14 protein-coding genes are annotated in these 15989 nt (G+C 47.1%); 9 read left to right on the top strand and 5 right to left on the bottom strand.

The window, feature by feature from the left end; translation table 11 throughout:
* Window positions 1-1178: 1178 nt before the first annotated feature.
* Window positions 1179-2087: a PASTA domain-containing protein gene (locus PPO43_RS03955; RefSeq protein WP_272620508.1), complete on the bottom strand. Its 909-nt coding sequence runs from the start codon at window positions 2085-2087 to the stop codon at window positions 1179-1181.
* A gap of 156 nt (window positions 2088-2243) precedes the next feature.
* Here PPO43_RS03955 and ruvX point away from each other — a divergent pair, with 156 nt between their 5' ends.
* Genes ruvX through PPO43_RS03940 form a run of 3 tightly spaced genes read left to right on the top strand, consistent with a single transcriptional unit; the run spans window position 2244 to window position 3985 of the window.
* The gene (ruvX, locus tag PPO43_RS03950; RefSeq protein WP_272620507.1) at window positions 2244-2654 is read left to right on the top strand and encodes a Holliday junction resolvase RuvX; all 411 of its coding nucleotides are present in this window, start codon (window positions 2244-2246) and stop codon (window positions 2652-2654) included.
* A gap of 39 nt (window positions 2655-2693) precedes the next feature.
* The gene (gene def / locus PPO43_RS03945) at window positions 2694-3251 is read left to right on the top strand and encodes a peptide deformylase (RefSeq protein WP_272620506.1); all 558 of its coding nucleotides are present in this window, start codon (window positions 2694-2696) and stop codon (window positions 3249-3251) included.
* 17 nt (window positions 3252-3268) lie between these two features.
* Window positions 3269-3985, top strand: coding sequence for a DUF4159 domain-containing protein (locus tag PPO43_RS03940; RefSeq protein ID WP_272620505.1), 717 nt, complete (start codon window positions 3269-3271; stop codon window positions 3983-3985).
* Window positions 3986-4239: 254 nt separating this feature from the next.
* Here the strand turns inward: PPO43_RS03940 and PPO43_RS03935 are convergent, their stop codons facing one another.
* Both PPO43_RS03935 and PPO43_RS03930 read right to left on the bottom strand, forming a co-directional pair.
* Window positions 4240-5625 carry a TolC family protein gene (locus PPO43_RS03935; RefSeq protein WP_272620503.1) on the bottom strand — a complete coding sequence of 462 codons (1386 nt, stop codon included), beginning with the start codon at window positions 5623-5625 and terminating at the stop codon, window positions 4240-4242.
* Between the two features lie 2 nt (window positions 5626-5627).
* On the bottom strand, window positions 5628-7001 hold the full coding sequence (locus tag PPO43_RS03930) for an HlyD family secretion protein (protein WP_272620502.1): 1374 nt from the start codon (window positions 6999-7001) through the stop codon (window positions 5628-5630).
* Between the two features lie 207 nt (window positions 7002-7208).
* Here PPO43_RS03930 and PPO43_RS03925 point away from each other — a divergent pair, with 207 nt between their 5' ends.
* From PPO43_RS03925 to PPO43_RS03915, 3 genes are all read left to right on the top strand, one after another.
* Complete coding sequence (locus PPO43_RS03925) at window positions 7209-7838, top strand: uridine kinase family protein (protein WP_442985439.1); 630 nt, start codon at window positions 7209-7211, stop codon at window positions 7836-7838.
* Between the two features lie 192 nt (window positions 7839-8030).
* Window positions 8031-8708 (top strand): radical SAM protein, encoded by a 678-nt coding sequence (locus tag PPO43_RS03920; protein ID WP_272620500.1) that lies wholly within the window; start codon window positions 8031-8033, stop codon window positions 8706-8708.
* Between the two features lie 270 nt (window positions 8709-8978).
* Window positions 8979-9242, top strand: a complete 264-nt coding sequence (locus tag PPO43_RS03915; RefSeq protein WP_272620499.1) for a hypothetical protein — start codon at window positions 8979-8981, stop codon at window positions 9240-9242.
* A 195-nt stretch (window positions 9243-9437) separates the two neighbouring features.
* Here PPO43_RS03915 and PPO43_RS03910 read toward each other — a convergent pair whose 3' ends face one another.
* Together PPO43_RS03910 and PPO43_RS03905 are read right to left on the bottom strand one after the other, a co-directional pair.
* Window positions 9438-11099 carry a hypothetical protein gene (locus PPO43_RS03910; protein WP_272620498.1) on the bottom strand — a complete coding sequence of 554 codons (1662 nt, stop codon included), beginning with the start codon at window positions 11097-11099 and terminating at the stop codon, window positions 9438-9440.
* 20 nt (window positions 11100-11119) lie between these two features.
* Window positions 11120-11701 carry an RNA polymerase sigma factor gene (locus PPO43_RS03905; RefSeq protein WP_272620497.1) on the bottom strand — a complete coding sequence of 194 codons (582 nt, stop codon included), beginning with the start codon at window positions 11699-11701 and terminating at the stop codon, window positions 11120-11122.
* A 670-nt stretch (window positions 11702-12371) separates the two neighbouring features.
* On the opposite strand from PPO43_RS03905, the gene PPO43_RS03900 reads away from it, so the two are divergent.
* The 3 genes from PPO43_RS03900 to PPO43_RS03890 all read left to right on the top strand — a co-directional run bounded on the left by PPO43_RS03900 (window position 12372) and on the right by PPO43_RS03890 (window position 15960).
* Window positions 12372-13343, top strand: coding sequence for a DUF4249 domain-containing protein (locus PPO43_RS03900; protein WP_272620496.1), 972 nt, complete (start codon window positions 12372-12374; stop codon window positions 13341-13343).
* Between the two features lie 88 nt (window positions 13344-13431).
* On the top strand, window positions 13432-14433 hold the full coding sequence (porG, locus tag PPO43_RS03895) for a type IX secretion system protein PorG (RefSeq protein ID WP_272620495.1): 1002 nt from the start codon (window positions 13432-13434) through the stop codon (window positions 14431-14433).
* A 270-nt stretch (window positions 14434-14703) separates the two neighbouring features.
* A complete protein-coding gene (locus PPO43_RS03890) occupies window positions 14704-15960 on the top strand; it encodes a 3-phosphoshikimate 1-carboxyvinyltransferase (RefSeq protein ID WP_272620494.1) in 1257 nt (418 codons plus the stop codon).
* The last annotated feature ends 29 nt before the right edge of the window (window positions 15961-15989 follow it).

Genomic DNA, 15989 nt, shown 5'->3' with positions numbered 1-15989 from the left:
GGCTTAGGCCCGCTTGGTCTGGCCTGACGGCCACTGCTGCACATCGCTAGGCCATTTGGCCTTCGGCCATCTCCAATGAGGTCTGTAGGTTGAAACCTACAGCCAGACAACAAAAAACAGCCTAGATCCATAGCGTGGAGGGTTGAAACCCTCCACAGCTTTTAACAGCCCTCTGAATTGCTGCATTTATGATTTAGGCAGCCTAGAAGATGTTTGTTTATGGAGGGTTTTAACCCTGCATACTATATTAAAATGCATTCGTTAATTGGCTGTAGGTTTCAACCTACAGCTATGGCCCTGCGGCCTTTAGGCTGCAGGATTCTTGGCCCAAGAATACAAGGGTTTTCAATATTTTGTTTTTAAGCGAGCCTAGCTGATCTGTAGTAGGGGCGGTCCAGAAAAAAAAGATAGGGCCTTAGACAGCTATCCCACGTTAATCGGAAAAATCCAAACGCCATGGGGAATTTCCCCAGGCTAATCGGAAAAATCCAAACGCCATGGGGAATTTCCCCACGCTAATCGGAAAAATCCAAACGCCATGGGGAATTTCCCCACGTTAATCGGAAAAATCCAAACGCCATGGGGAATTTCCCCACGCTAATCGGAAAAATCCAAACGCCATGGGGAATTTCCCCACACTAATCGGAAAAATCCAAACGCCTTGGGGATTTTCCCCAGGCTAATCGGAAAAATCCAAACGCCATGGGGAATTTCCCCACGCTAATTTGCCGCCTCCGATCGCCATGGGGAATTTCCCCATGCTAATTTGCCGCCTCCGATCGCCATGGGGAATTTCCCCATGCTAATTTGCCGCCTCCGATTGGCTTGGGGGAATCCCCAAGGGGGATGAGCAGCTAAACTTTGGTCCAAATCAACAGAAAAAGGGCAATGCTCTTTTGCCTTTAGTCATTATTGGAGGGGATAGAGCAGCAATCCCGCTTCCAGTCTGGGCGAAGCCCAGAGCATCGGCTGAGGGATGGACAGCAGTGGCCCGCAGGGCCAGACCGAGGCGCTTTGCGCCGAAGGGCCGAGCGAATAGCGAGCTGCGAAACAGCCCGACCCGACCGCAGGGAGGGGCAGCCCCAAAAAAACAGCCTTCTAGTCTAAAAACTAGAAGGCTATTTTGCTGCTATATGTAGCTAATCAGAAAAGAAGATTAGCGGGAGAGGAGGATTGTTTTAGCCGCCGATTCCGCCAAAATCATCATCAAAAGTATCTCCGCTATTGGGAGCATCTTCTTGGTTCATTTCGTTGCAAACTTCGGGTTTTTCGGCAGAGAGCCAGATGTCGATTCCTGCGCCCATGCTTGCTTTAGAGGCAGCAGAGGGCGATTGGCGGACCACATAGGCATTCATGGTATCAATGATATTGGGGCCATAGCTCACGGTGCCAATATAAAAAGCATTGGCTTTGATTGAGAATTCGGCCTCGGAGAAAATCATGCAACTGAGGTCGGGAATCGTTTTTTTGCCACTATCCTTTCCTTTATAGAGTTCGAGATCAATCTTATCGCCTTGTTTGAGTTGATAAGGTTGTTTGGGGCGGCGTTCGCCCTTACTAGGATCGGCCTCCTTAAAGATGAGAATTTTATCTTTGGTGTAGGCGGCGGCCACGGTATTTTCTCCACCTCCATCGACATACTTGAGTTGGCCAATTTTGAGGCCGAGGGCTCTAAATTTCTTCTCGACAAAATTGAGGGGGCGGCCAATGATCTCATTATAATAGATATTGACGGGGGGCGCACTATTGGAGTTGACCGTTAGGTAAATGCTGCGGTTGGGTTTAACGCGGCTATTGGCTTCGGGCGATTGTTTGAGGATAATGCCGGGGTTTCTCTTGGCATCATAAATTGTGTCGGTCACCACTAGGCGAAGCTTTCGGCTTTTGAGTTGGCGCTCGGCATTTTTGACCGAAAGGCCTTTGATATCGGGTACCTCGATGGACTCATTGTGTCGAGTATAAGAGGGCAAAATAACCCAAAAGAGGAGGACAAAGCTCAGCAAGGCGATGCCGATCATCATCCCAATATTCTTGAGAAATACCTTAGAACTAAGGAAGTAGTATAGAAATTTAAAGAAAGATTTCATGAGAATGAGGACTTAGGTGGTTTAAATCAGGCTCAAAAATAGAACTAATTTTTGGTCCAGTCCAACTTTTTCGTTTCTTGTTTATGGAGCAGAAGAATCTGCCAGCCAACCAAAGCCCTAGAAAATTGTTTTAGGAAAAATACTTATCTTGGCGGCATGGCAAGAATAATGGCATTAGATTACGGAAAAAGACGCTCGGGCTTGGCGACAACCGACCCCCTGCAGTTGATTGCTTCTCCCCTTTGCACGGTAGCAACAGAGGAGTTGTATGACTATCTCTGCAACTATTTGCAAGAGGAAGAGGTAGATGCTTTGGTAGTTGGGCAAGTGCTGCAAAAAGATGGGCAGCCTGTACCGCAGGAAGCTCAGATTTTGGAGTTTATTGCGAAGCTGCAAAAGCGTTTTCCCAATTTAAAGGTGCATCGCCAAGATGAACATTTCACCTCTCAGATGGCCAAAGAGGTCATTCGCTTTTCGGTCAAGAAGAAGAAAAAACGCCAAGAAAAAGGCCTAGTAGACCAAGTGAGTGCTGCCATTATTTTACAAGAATATATGGGATTTCTTTAAGGGGCCTTATTGCCCCAATTGATTGATGTACAAAATAGTATGAAACTAGCAATTTATGCCTACGGGCATCCTGTCTTGCGCAAAGAGTGCGAGGAAATAGAAAATAACTCTAAGGGCTTAGAAGAGCTGATCGAAAATATGTGGGAGACCATGTATCATGCAGGTGGCATGGGCATTGCAGCCCCTCAGGTGGGCCAAAGTCTCCGCCTTTTTTTGGTCGACACCCTTCAACTCGATGAAGAAAAGAATGGGGAAAAAGGCCTTAAAGAGGTATTTATTAACCCGATTATTATTGAAGAAGCGGGTAAGCCTTGGACCTATGAAGAGGGCTGCCTCAGCATCCCTGATATTCATGGAAAAGTAAAACGCAAAGCCCAGGTTCGCATCGAATACTACGATCAGAACTTTGAGCTCAAGGAGAAGGTATTTGATGGGCTCAATGCCCGCGTTATTCAACACGAATATGACCATATTGAGGGCGTTTTGTTTACCGATTACCTCACGCCACTCAAAAAGAGAATGCTCAAAAAGCGGCTCGATAAAATTCAGACGGGCGATATTCCACGCCGCTACAAGATGGTTTTTGCCCGCCGCTAACCAAAAAATGCTCCCCAATGTTTGTACTTAGAATTGCTTGCTTTTTTTTCTTCCTAACGGGCTCACTAATGGCCCAAATGCCTACAATCAATATCTCTAGGCAGGCGCAAACTATGCAAGCCAAACCGCAAAATAGTCAGACAACACTACAAATGGGGCTACTCAAATACAAAGGCGGTGGAGACTGGTATGCCAACCCCACCGCCCTGCCTAATCTAGCTAGCTTCTGCAAGCAGAAACTCTATAGCAATTTTGAGCTAGATTATGCCACCGTAGATGTAGGTAGCGCCGAAATCTTTGATTATGCCTTTTTGCACATGACGGGCCACGGGAATGTCGTTTTCTCCGATGCTGAAGCCGAAAACCTCAGGACCTATCTGATCTCTGGCGGCTTCTTACATATTGACGACAACTATGGGATGGATCCTTTTATCCGCCCGGCTATGAAAAAGGTGTTCCCAGAATTAGATTTTGTGGAGCTGCCCTACGACCACCCCATTTATAACATGAATTATAAATTTAAGGGGGGAATTCCTAAGATCCATAAGCATGACGACAAGCCCGCACAGGGTTTTGCCTTGCTTTGGGAGGGCCGAGTGGTTTGCTTCTACAGTTACGAAACGGATTTGGGAGATGGTTGGGAGGATCAGGAGGTCCACAACGACCCTGAGGATAAACGCATACTCTCTTTGCAAATGGGGGCCAATTTGGTTCAATACGCTTTTGAGTATTAGCAAAATGCAACAGCTACTGGGCGAGTCTCCGTAGCTGTTTTTATTTGGGGCTGCCCCTCCCTGCGGTCGGGTCGCGCCAGTCCGCAGCTCGCAGGTCGCTCGGCCCTGCAGCCCTGCGGGCTTTGGTCTGCCGCCTGCGGCGGCCCTGCTCCCGCCGCTCAGCCGGGCGCTTCGCGCCCCCTAACTGCAAAAAACAAAGAAAGGGCGATCTAGAGTTATCTAGATCGCCCTTTTGTATAATTAATCTTGGCGGCTTACCAGTTGGTGGCCCATTGCCAAGCGATACGGCTTTTGATATAATTATAGCGCAGCTTCAATGCTTTGAGTTGAGCTTCTACATATTGTTGTTGGCGGGTATTGACCATAAAGATATCGGACTCGCCCAGTACAAACTTTTCTCTTTCGGCCACCACCAATTTCCGATAATTATCAACTAATTCATCGGCCAATTGGGCTTGCACTACGGCCTGCTGAAGGGCCATAAAATAGCTTTTGAGTTTGGTCTGTAAATCTCTTTGCTTAAAGCGAAATTTAAAATCCAGCTTCTGTTGCTTGAGCCGATTGAGGGCCAAATCGCCTCGGGCGCTACGCATCAAAATAGGATGCTCTAGTTGTACGCCTAGTTTATAGTATTCTAGGGGACTTCCTTGGCCAAATTGCAAGCTTTCGCCAGCGAGGAAGTTATACTTCAACTTAATTTTGGGCAGTAATTTATTGGCTTTTAGCCGTTCTTCTAGCTCCAAGCCCTGCTGCTGAAAAGCATAGCTTTGTAATTCGGGCTGTTGCTCCAAGCGGTCCAATAATGTCTCTAGATCCGCACTATCCAAGGGCGTCAGCGGAAGGGCCAAAATAGATTGGGCCAAGCTCCCTAGGGGTAAGCTCTTTTCTTCTAATTCTTCGCCCCAAAGATGTCGCTCTACCTTTAGCGCAGCTTGTTCACTCGCTAGGCGGGCCTCCAATTGCTTGAGGCCAGCATCCTGCCATTGGATAAAGCCTTTAAGGGTATCAATAGCAGCAATATCGCCTTGTAAAAAGCGATCTCGCAATTGCGACAACTGTGTCGCTTGAATTTCTCGGTTTTCCTCATAAACGGCTAGACAAGCCTGTTTATAGGACCAGCCCCAATAATCTGCCGAAATATCATAGAGCAATTGGTTAATTTGAGCCAATTGATCAGCCTGATTTTGCGATTGTAGTAACTTCGCCTGCCGAATAGCGTTGCGGCGTTCATTTTGAATCAAACCATTGAGGATCGGGACTTCTACCCCCAAAAAGGCTTGGCCCGCAGCAGGCAATTGGTCGGCAGGGTTGAGGTAATAGCCCTCGGCCAAACGGTAACCTGCCTGAACGTTAATTCCCCAAATGGTAGGCAATTGTAAATAGCTTTCAAAGATATCGTAATATTCTTTGCTCTTAAATTGCTTTTGGTCCCATTGGGCCATGAGTTTAGGATCTAAGCCTCCTCTAGCCTTGCGCAATTCGGCTTCTGCAGTCTGCTCCAAAAGCTGAATTTGTCGGCTCAAAGGATGATAAATCCGTGCATTCTCAATAAGGCTTTGATAGCTCAGGCTATCTTGGGCCGGAAGATTAGGCAGCAGGAGCAAAAAGGCTCCAACAAAAAGAAAGGGATTAAAAGACATGCTTATTTTTTGAGCTGATTGACAGGAGCTTTCATCTTGACTTTTTCATAATTGATATTGTAGTAATCTGGTGGGAAACCATTGAGCTGCCGCCAAATTTCATAACCCAAATATACATCTTTGAGCAAAATGCGAGCTTCTGCTGCAGCCCCTACCCGAAGGCCATTGGGCCAAGGTTTGGCCGCATAAGGATCAGGAACAACTAAGGCTCTAAACATAGAGTTGTCACTCACTGCATTATCTACCGCATAAACTTTCCCCCTAAAGGTTCCTACCGATTGATTGGGCCAACCCGCAAATACAAACGCTGGCCAGCCATCAAAGGTAAAGATGACGGTTTCTCCCTTTTGGAGCAAGGGATAATCCATCGGCCGCACATAGATTTCTACGGCAGGAGGTGGAGAAAGCGGCGCCACCGCAAGTAGCTGTTCCGTTTCTTTGAGCGTCTCGCCAATCCCTTTTTTGTAAATTTTAGAAATAAAACCATCTTGAGGAGCCAAGATATAATAGAACTGCTGGCGATTCTGATAATTGGCTTTGGTATTTTTGAGCTTGGCTACCTTCTCTTGGCTATCAAAACCTGCCGTTAAAGCCGAAAGGCGATCCGATTCGGCCTTAGCCAATTTATCCCCATAATCGGCCCGAATGCTATTCAAGGCAATTTTAGCATTAAGGTATTCATTCTTAGATAACTCTAATTTATTCTCTGCAGCATTGAGCTTGGCCGCCGTTTCTTGCATCTTATTGCGCTTGCCTTCCCATTCTGTCAAAGATTTCAACCCTTTTTGATAGAGGGTATCGGTACGCAAGAATTGCTTTTGTGCAATATTTTGGGCCATTTTAGCCGCCTCTAATTTTGCACTATCTGATGCAATTTTAAGCTGCGTTTGCTTGAGCTTATTCTGTGCTTGCTCCAACTTGAGCGCCTGCGCCTCTTGCAACAATCGAATGCGCTGCTCCAAGGCTTCCGCTTTTTGTTGGTAAGAAACAACGGAAGAAGATTTGGCCTCTAGCTGCTCTTGCGTCCGCTGCACCAGCTCTGGATCCATATAATCCACCTTGATTTCCGATAAACGGACCAGGGTATCTCCCGCCTGAACCGTATCGCCCTCTTGCACATACCATTGCTCAATTCGTCCCGGAATAATCGGATAAACAGATTGCGGACGATCTTCTGGCCGCAAAGAAGTTACTTTCCCCTTAGCACTAATGTTCTGCGTCCAAGGCAAAAAGATCATAGAAAATAATAACAGAAAAAGGACAATAAGGGTGTAGAGCAACCAACGCCTACTCTTGGGCGTCCCCACCTTCTCAAAGGCAGAGTATTTCTTGATCCGCTCAGCAGGTAGCGATCCTCCAGAAGAAATGTTTAGCATATAGGGTTATTCTTTTTTGTAGACGGTAATTGTTTGCAAACTAACTATAAATACAAAATAAGGTTGAATTTGAATCAGGATATTAGTTTTTTTTAACAGCCTATACTCACTATCAAGGCCCTAGCCTAAATTTGTGGCTTCCGCAAAAAGGCCCTATCTTTGGCAGCGATAATTTTGATCAAAAAATCGAGAACTGCGCATTCAGTTATGAAAAAACCTTATGTTATAGGGATTACCGGGGGAAGTGGCTCGGGCAAAACCACTTTTTTATCTGCTTTAGAGCAAGAATTTGGCAAAGATCAAATCTGCATCCTCTCTGCGGACCACTACTACCGCCCCAGAGAAGAACAAGAGGCCGATGATCAGGGTATCCTCAACTTTGATCTGCCCTCTTCTATCAATGCCGAAGAACTAGAGCGAGATGTCCGCCAGCTGATTGCAGGCCAAGATATAGAGCGCCAAGAATATACCTTCAACAATCCTTTGGTCGAGCCCCAAATGCTTAAATTTAAGGCGGCGCCCATCCTGATTCTCGAAGGCATTTTTGTCTTTCACTACCCACAGGTAGCCGATCTGATCGACCTTAAAGTTTTTCTCTACACTAGCGAATCTACGGCCCTTTCTCGCCGCATCAAACGCGATCGCATTGAGCGCAACTACCCGCTAGAAGATGTACTTTATCGCTATGAGCATCACGTTATGCCCACTTATCGACAATATATTGCGCCCATTAAGGAGCAAGCCGATTTGCTGATCAACAACAACCATAAATTTGATGCAGGCCTGAAGGTCTTCAAAGGATTTATCAATAATTATCTGCAAGAAGCAGAAGATTAAGTTTTTTAGGGGCCTGCGGGCCCCTTTTGCCTTGCTGCGCTGCGGCAAGGGCCCGCCGGGCTGCTGCGGGGCTCGCTATTCGCTCGGCCCTTCGCCAGCAAGCTGGCTCGGTCTGGCCTGCGGCCACCCCTCCACATCCCTAGGCCAATAAGCACTTTTTCAGTTTTGGCTTCACTCCCCAATCTTTAGCCCATGATTTCTCGCTTGTTTTCTGCTCCGCCCTCGGCCTTTTCTACGGTCAGTACCCTAATTGTCAAAGTAACTTACCGCTGCAATTTAGATTGTTTGTATTGCTACGAAAAAGTAAGCAAAACGGGCCAAGATATGTCCATTGAGCAGTTTAAGGAACTAGTAGAACTGAGTTTGGGCCAAACGTCTTCCGATCAACTTACTTTTCTCTTTCATGGTGGAGAACCCACTCTTTTGCCCATTGCTTGGTATGAGGAGGCCCTAGATTATGCCTTAGCCCTATCCAAAAGCCTAGGCAAAAGGGTCAGTTTTGCCATGCAAAGCAATTTGGTTCGCCTCAAAGAGGAGTATATTCAGCTATTTCAGCGCTATAAAATTCAGTTGGGCGTGAGTTTGGACCAGCCCGTTTTTCTATTGGATGATAGCCAAAGAGGGGGCGAAACCAAGGTCTTTAAAAACTTTAGGCGTCTACAAGCTGCCAAGGTCAAAGCAGGCGTTTTGGCCACTATTAACAGCAGCAATTACCCCAACTTTTACACCCTTTGCGAATGGCTTTGGAGCGAAGCCCAACAGCGTTCTTTTAAGGCTAATGTGGTCACGCCAGTGGGGCTGCCCATGGGCAGCCCCCACTGCAGGCCGAGCAAATTTTTATGGCCCAAAAAGCCATTATTGATTATATGATAGCTACTCAAGGACAAGCGCTAATAGAAAGCAATATTGCCTTGGAGTTGGGCCGTTATTTTGAGCCAGAGCAAGCCAAGCCCACCCTTTGTCATGAAAAAACCTGTGGGGCGGGCCGTTCGGCTTTGGGGATTACACCAGAGGGGCATTTGTTGCCTTGTGGGCGCTTTGCATGGAATGAGCCTGCTTATTATTTGGGCCATGTTTCTGAACATCAGCAAGCCAGCCGAAAAGAGAAAAAACAACTGGCCCAAAAAATTGCCGACTTTCATGCGCAAACCAGAAAACTGGTACGATTGCGAAAGTTGTCCAGCACAAAAAGTTTGTGGTTATGGTTGTCAAGCCTTCATTCTCCGCTCTGAAGAGCAAGCCAATTTAGATTGCCTGCCCACCAAAATGCGCTTTGCCTATTATCGGGAAAAAGAAAGCGATTTGAAGCTGGTTTATGAGGAAATCCAAAAGCGTCAAGCGGGCCCCAGCCGCCAATTTCGCATCAAAGATAAAAATGGGCAATGGAAAAGTTATAAGCTTTAGCGGCCGCAGAAAATAGTTTGGTCTAAAAAGAAGGGTGAGCGGCCCAGCGCTGCGAAGGGGGGCGGCATAGCCGCAGACCGAGGGCGAAACGCAGTGATGCCCGCAGGGCCGAGCAGCCTTGCGAGCCCCGCAGCATAGCGGCGGCCGCCTCGCCAAGGGCTAGCCGGCCGCGGGCCCCAAAAAATGAGTAAAAAATTAAGGTAAGCGATATTTTAGGCCGACTAACAACTGGACATGATTTTTGGCCATTTGGTCATTTTGGGCTAGTTGGCGGAGGTAATGCGCTTGTAGCGAGAGGCGATAATGGTCGCCCAGTTGGCGATCGAGTCCCAAGCCAAATTGCAAGGCAAACTGTTGATTATTGGCCCAAGCACCATCTTGTAAAATTGCAGCATTTTCGGGTTGATGGGGGAGGTAAGTTCGTTCTAGGATGTGCCCAGCAGCTTGTTGTCCCTCCAGTTCTTCTTGTCCAGCTTGTTGACGATACAAAGACAACTGATAGAGCCCTCCTGCCAAGGCTTGCAACTCCCATTTGTTATCGCTGTATAAGGTATAGCGAAGTTGTAGCGGCAATTGCAGCAGCTGCAGTCCTTCTTCCTTGTTGATTTGGCGATTATAGTTTTGGCCATCGGGTAAAAGTAAGCTAGACTGTTGAAAGAGGGCGTAATTTTGACGCTGCCAAAAAAGGCCAACCGACAAGCCCCAGTTTTTATTGAGCTCTTGTTCTAGTTGGAGGCCAAACTGTATGCCTGCTTGTCCACTACCGAGTTGATTGGTTTCGCCCAGCCCCAAATTAAAGCCCGTGTAAAGGCCCAAATGGCGGTGGCGGTTGTAGATTTTGGGTAAGCTATAGGGGCATTTGAGTTGGAAACTGAGGTCCTCCTTCAATTGCTCCAAATCGTTGCTGTCCTTTTTGGCCAAATAAGTGGCCAAGGGCAAGCCTTGCTCGCTTAGGTCAATATTGGCAAAAGGAGCAGCCTGGTTTTTGGGTTCTTCTTTGGCCGCAGCTTGTTGAGCTGTTTCTTTTTTGGGAAAAGTGCTATTGTTCTCTGTTTGTTCAGAAGTTTGCTCCTCTTTTTGGGCGGCAAGGGCATTGGCGCGAGCGCCAGCTGCAGCCTTAGCAAAATTTTGGCCTTGAACAAAGGGTGGCAATTGAGCGCCAGCCCCAAAACTTTGGGTAAAAGCCCCTGTGGGAGCTTGTCCCCGCAGCGCCTGGCCTGAAGCAATTTGTAATGGCTTTTTGCTAAGGCGCAATGCCTGTATTAGGGCTGTATTTTCTCCAGCAGATAAAGCGGGGGCTTTCTCTTTGGTTCCCAGAGTTTTAGATAGGGGGCTGTTTTGGGCCAATGGTTGTTCAGCATTCAGGCCTTGGGTTTTTGTTTTATGGCCATCGCCCTCCTCTGATTGCATGGGTTGCAGATAGTAGAGATTGATGAGAGTAAAGAGCGAGAGTAATAGCAGGCCAGCTTCCATGGTTTTGAACCAAAAAACAGCGGGACGATCTTCTTCATCCAGAGCGGCTTCTAGGCGGCTCCAATCCTCGGACATATTATATTCTGTTGCGGAATAGGCGGCAAGGGCTTGGCGAGCGAGGGCATCTAGTTCTTCGGCTTCTTCGGTATTGAGGTTCAAATCATGTTGTAATCGGTCCCAATCTTTAGCCATAAATTCCTTGCTGGCTTCAAACTGGCCCAAAGCAGTTAGGGCCAATTGGTCAAATTCTTCTTCTTCCTCAGAAGTTTGTTCCCAGGCGGTTTCAAATTTACTCCAATCCTCAGCCATATTATGGGTGTCTGCCTCAAACTCATCAAAGAGTTTTCGGTTCCACTCATCGAATTTGTCAAAATCTTCTTTCATAAGCGAAGTCTCTCTAGCGCTTAGTGATATAATTGTTTAATGTATTCTCTTAGTTTGGCTCTGGCCTTCACTAAGTTGGATCGGGAAGTACTTTCCGTTATATCAAGTTTTTCGGCCACTTCTCTATGGGAAAAACCTTCTATGGCATAGAGGTTAAAAACGGCCCGATAGGAGGGGGGCAGTTTTTGGATCACGGCCATAATTTCTTTGGCGGAATAGCGGCTTACCGCATCGGCATCCTCAGAGATTTTGTGCTGGGCCGTTTCTATATCTTCGCTACGGTGGCGAATGGCCTTGCGGTAAAAATCAATAGAGGTGTTAATCATAATCCGTCTAATCCAAGCATCTAGGGAGGTCCCTATTTTATAGCGATGCAGGTAGCGGAACACTTTAATATAGCCTTCATTTAGAATGTCGCGGGCATCTTCGCTATTATTGGAATAGCGGAGACAAACCCCCAGCATGCGCCCATAGAACCGTTCGTAAAGTTCTTTTTGGGCCCAACGCTTTTCCTCTAAGCAGGCTTGGATGAGCTGCGCCTCTTGCTCTTTGGCCGTCTGGTCGCGCTCTTTTTTGGAAGATATATTTAAGGCAAAATCCATAGCAGATAATTATCAGTGGAGGGAAATGGGGTGCATTCTCTCGATATGGGGCAAGTTTTCCCATTTGTTCTTAATACGTTGAAGATAGGGCCTTTGCTGCCTAAGCTGCATTTTTATCTGTGGAATTATGTGTTTTTCAGGAAGACAACGATCTAGATAAAAATGATTTTTGGGGGCGTTACTCCCTTTGGTCGTCGAACTGCGAACTAAAGTTCTTGTTGTCGCTTTGGGGCTCGCAAGGCTGCTCGGCCCTGCGGCGCTTGCAGCGCCTTGGTCTGGCCCTTCGGGCCACCCCGCCGCATCGCTAGGCCTGCGGCCCTTCGGGCCTGTAGGTTAAAACCCTCATAAAATTTGAGCTTTTAGCTTGACTTTCAAAAGCAGGATTCAGCCAATTATCGCCTAGGGACAAGCCCTAGACTAATCAAATGGAGTCAGCCCTAAAGGGCCTCAAAGGTGTATATACACGGCCTTTCTAAGTAGTTATTACAGAGAAGGCCCTTATCCAAAGGCCCTCTTTAGAGGGCTGTCTGAAAAGCTAGCCTAGGGGCTTGTCCCTAGGCGCAGGAAAGGGCAGACACAAAATTTTAAATAGTCCCCAAAAAAACAGAATAAAGCAGTGAAGGCATCAACCTTTGGGCCTTGCTCATCGTTAAAGCGGTAAAAGAAAAACATGCGAAATTATCTCCCTTTTTTGGCTTGCTTGCTACTTTTATTGGGCCTGATGGCCTGTGAGGAAGAGTACACTCCAGAGGATGTTTTTGATGGGCCTCAGTTGGTGGTGGAAGGTTATGTAGAGTATGGGCCGGGGGCTTTGCCTCCCTACGTTATTTTGACTCAAAGTTCGGCTTATATGGGCGATTTGAGTCCAGAACGCCTAGCTGAACTCTTTGTACATGATGCAGATGTTCGCGTATCGGATGGCGAGAATGAGGTGCAATTGACCGAGTTTTGTTTGGGCGATTTGGCGGCCTTAGATACAGCCATAGCGCAAAGCGTTGCTGAGTTTTTGGGTTTGGGGGGCATTTCTGTTACCGAATTGGAGTACTGTATTTACATAGATATTTTTGGCTTTCTAAATTTATCTCCTTTAGAGATTGCTCCTGGGCGGAGCTATAGCCTAGTCGTTCGAGCAGGAGATGATAGCGTTTCGGCGGTGACGACCTTAGTGCCTTTGGTGAGTTTTGATAGTCTGTATTATGTCAACCATCCCGATTATCCAGACAATGACTCTTTGGTCGAGTTGCGGGCCTCGGTTACAGACCCTGGGGGGCAGGAAAACTACTATCGCATTTTTACTAAGCGAAATGATGAGCCTTTTTATCCCCTTTTGGGGCAATCAGTTACAGACGATAAGATTTTTGATGGGCGTTCGGGTTTTGAGGTGCCTATACAACGGGGGCAGTCTTTTATTTCTGAGTTTGACTTTGAGACGGCGGGCTATTATTGGCGGGGAGATACCGCTGTAGTTCGGCTAGGGAATATTGATTATCCGCACTTTAGGTTTTGGCAAACCTTTGAGTATAGTTCGGGCAGTCAGGGTCCTTTTGGCAATTATGTCCGTATAGAATCCAATATTCAGGGGGGCTTAGGCGTTTGGGGAGGACTAAATTATGAGGATTATGAGTTGATTATTCCTCAATAAGTTGGAATTTGGCTAAGCCATTTTAAAATTGTATTTTTAAATACCTTCATCGCCGATCCCCCAACCCCGCCAATTCAAAACTGCTTTTATGAAAAAACTATCACTCTTCTTTTTAGCGCTTTCTTTTCCCTTTTTTGTTCAAGCCCAACACAGCTGGGCCCGGCCCTACTTTGAGGTGGGGGCCCAACTAGGGACCTCTAGCTATTCGGGCGAGCTAGTCAATTCTATGCTCGATACCAAGCACCTCCATTTGGCTGGGGGGATTTTTGCCCGCTACAACCTCAACCAATACCTTAATTTTAGGTTGCAAGCTAGCTACGGCAATATTTCGGGCAATGATCAAGACTCTAAAGAGTTGCGCAACCAAATTCGCAACCTACACTTCCGCTCTCATATCTTTGAGGGCGCATTGATGGCCGAAATCAACTTTATGGGCTACCATACTATGGGCCACAAGAAATTGTTTTCTCCCTATGCTTTTATCGGTTTGGGCGTGTTTAACTACAACCCCAAAGCCAAGCATTTTGACCCCAACCGAGATGACGAATGGGTAGAACTTCAACCTTTGGCTACAGAAGGACAAGGCAACCCCAATCTCCCTAACCGAACTGCTTATGAACTTACGCAGCTTTCTATTCCGATGGGCTTGGGCGTAAAGTTCGCCATTCATAGCCACCTCAATATTGGCTTCGAGATTGGCTTCCGCAAAACCTTTACAGATTATCTAGATGATGTCTCTTTGAGCTATCCCTATGATGTTACAACCAATCCAGCTACTTCTCTCTACGATCAAACTCCTTATGATGCAGGGCAATTTGGCAACCTCTCTGAGCAACAACTAATGTCGGATCGCACCTATGAGTATTTGGTCAATCAAAGTGGGGGCACCTTTGGCGCCGATTTCCCCACTCAAGATGCTTATGATGCCGCTGTAGCCGAAAGGGGCGGACAAACTACGCGTGGAGATAAGGCCCAAGATTGGTATCTCATCACTGGCGTAACTATTTCTTACAACTTTATTGATAATGGCTTGGTGGGCTCTCGCAAGCGTCGCCGCAAGCGCCAGGGCTGTAAATCAGCCCGCTTCTAGTCCATTAGACAGCAGAATTATCGCCTCCTTGCTCCACAAGGGGGCTTTTTTTTGCCTAAACTATTCTATTTTTAGCTTGTTCTAATGATCCTTTATTTTTGGGGCCTCCGCCTCGCTACGCTCGTCGGCGCTACCTTTCGCAGCTCGCAGGTCTGCTCGGCCCTGCGGCGCTTGCAGCGCCTGGGTCTGGCCTAACGGCCACTGCTGCAGATCGCTAGGCCAAAGCGTAGGGCCTAGCCCCTCCTAAATCAATTTGCTCAAAATTATATTATGCCCAAAGATCGACTCTTACAGGCGCCCAAAACCTTGGCCGCTGCTCAATATATACAGCTCAATAGCTCCAAAAGCATTAGTAACCGCCTCTTGATTATTCAGGCGATTATGGACCAATTGGCCCCCAACAAAAGCTTGTCTAAGGCTAAGGATAGTCAAACCTTGCTCCGCCTCCTCCAACAAGAAGATCAAGAAATTTTGGATGCTGGAGATGCGGGGACCAGCTTCCGCTTCCTTACGGCTTATCTTTGCTTGAACGATAAAAAGCAGGTTCTGACAGGCTCCGCCCGCATGCTTGAGCGCCCAATTGGTCCCTTGGTAGATGCTCTACGCAGCCTAGGCGCTCAAATTGATTATTTGGGCCAAGAGGGCTATCCGCCCTTACAAATTGGGCGCGCTCAATGGACGGAAAGCAGTGAAATGCCCAGCTTGAGTATAGATGGCGGTATCAGCAGCCAATATATTTCGGCCCTCTTGCTAATTGCGCCAGCTCTCCCCCAAGGGCTAAGGCTACAACTTACAGGCGAAATCATTTCTATGCCCTATATACAAATGACTTTGGGCCTGATGGAGCGCTTTGGCATTGACTACCTACAGGCGGGCAAAAGCTTTTTGATTGAGCCCCAAGACTACCAAGCTCCAGCAGAAGAATTTGTGATAGAAGGCGACTGGTCCGCTGCGGCCTATTATTATGCTTTAGTGGCTTTGGCCCCCCTTGGTTTTGAATTGCGATTGGGCCAACTGCAAAAAAACTCTTTACAAGGAGATGCTATTGTTGCTGAGCTTTTAGAAGAATTGGGCGTAAGTACAGAATTTTTAGCTAAGGGAGAAGTACGACTCAAGAAAATAGAAAACCCCCTACCTTCCTCTTTGAAATATGATTGTCGACATTATCCAGATTTGGCCCAAACCCTAATGGCCATAGCTGCGGGATTAAACATTCCCTGTCAGATTTTTGGACTTCAAAGTTTGCGCATCAAAGAAACGGATCGTTTGGCGGCTATGAAGGCCGAGTTAGAAAAGTTGGGGGCGGAGGTAGAAATTGGTCCAGATTGGATGAATATTAAGTCGGGCCTAAAGCTGCAGCCTAAAAAGCCCCTCATTCGCACTTACAAAGATCATCGGATGGCGATGGCCTTAGCGCCTTTGGCCCTTTTGCTTGGTCCCTTAAAGTTTGAGCAGCCAGAGGTGGTCGCTAAATCTTATCCTGCTTTTTGGACCGATTTGGCCCAGCTAGGCTTTAAACTCGGCTAAAAGCGTTGACTTTTGGCTTTAATCTTCTA

The sequence above is a fragment of the Saprospira sp. CCB-QB6 genome (assembly GCF_028464065.1).
In the GTDB taxonomy this organism is placed as follows: Bacteria; Bacteroidota; Bacteroidia; order Chitinophagales; family Saprospiraceae; genus Saprospira.
Note: the sequence above shows the minus strand (reverse complement) of the source record. Positions and strands in the feature narration are given on the sequence as shown.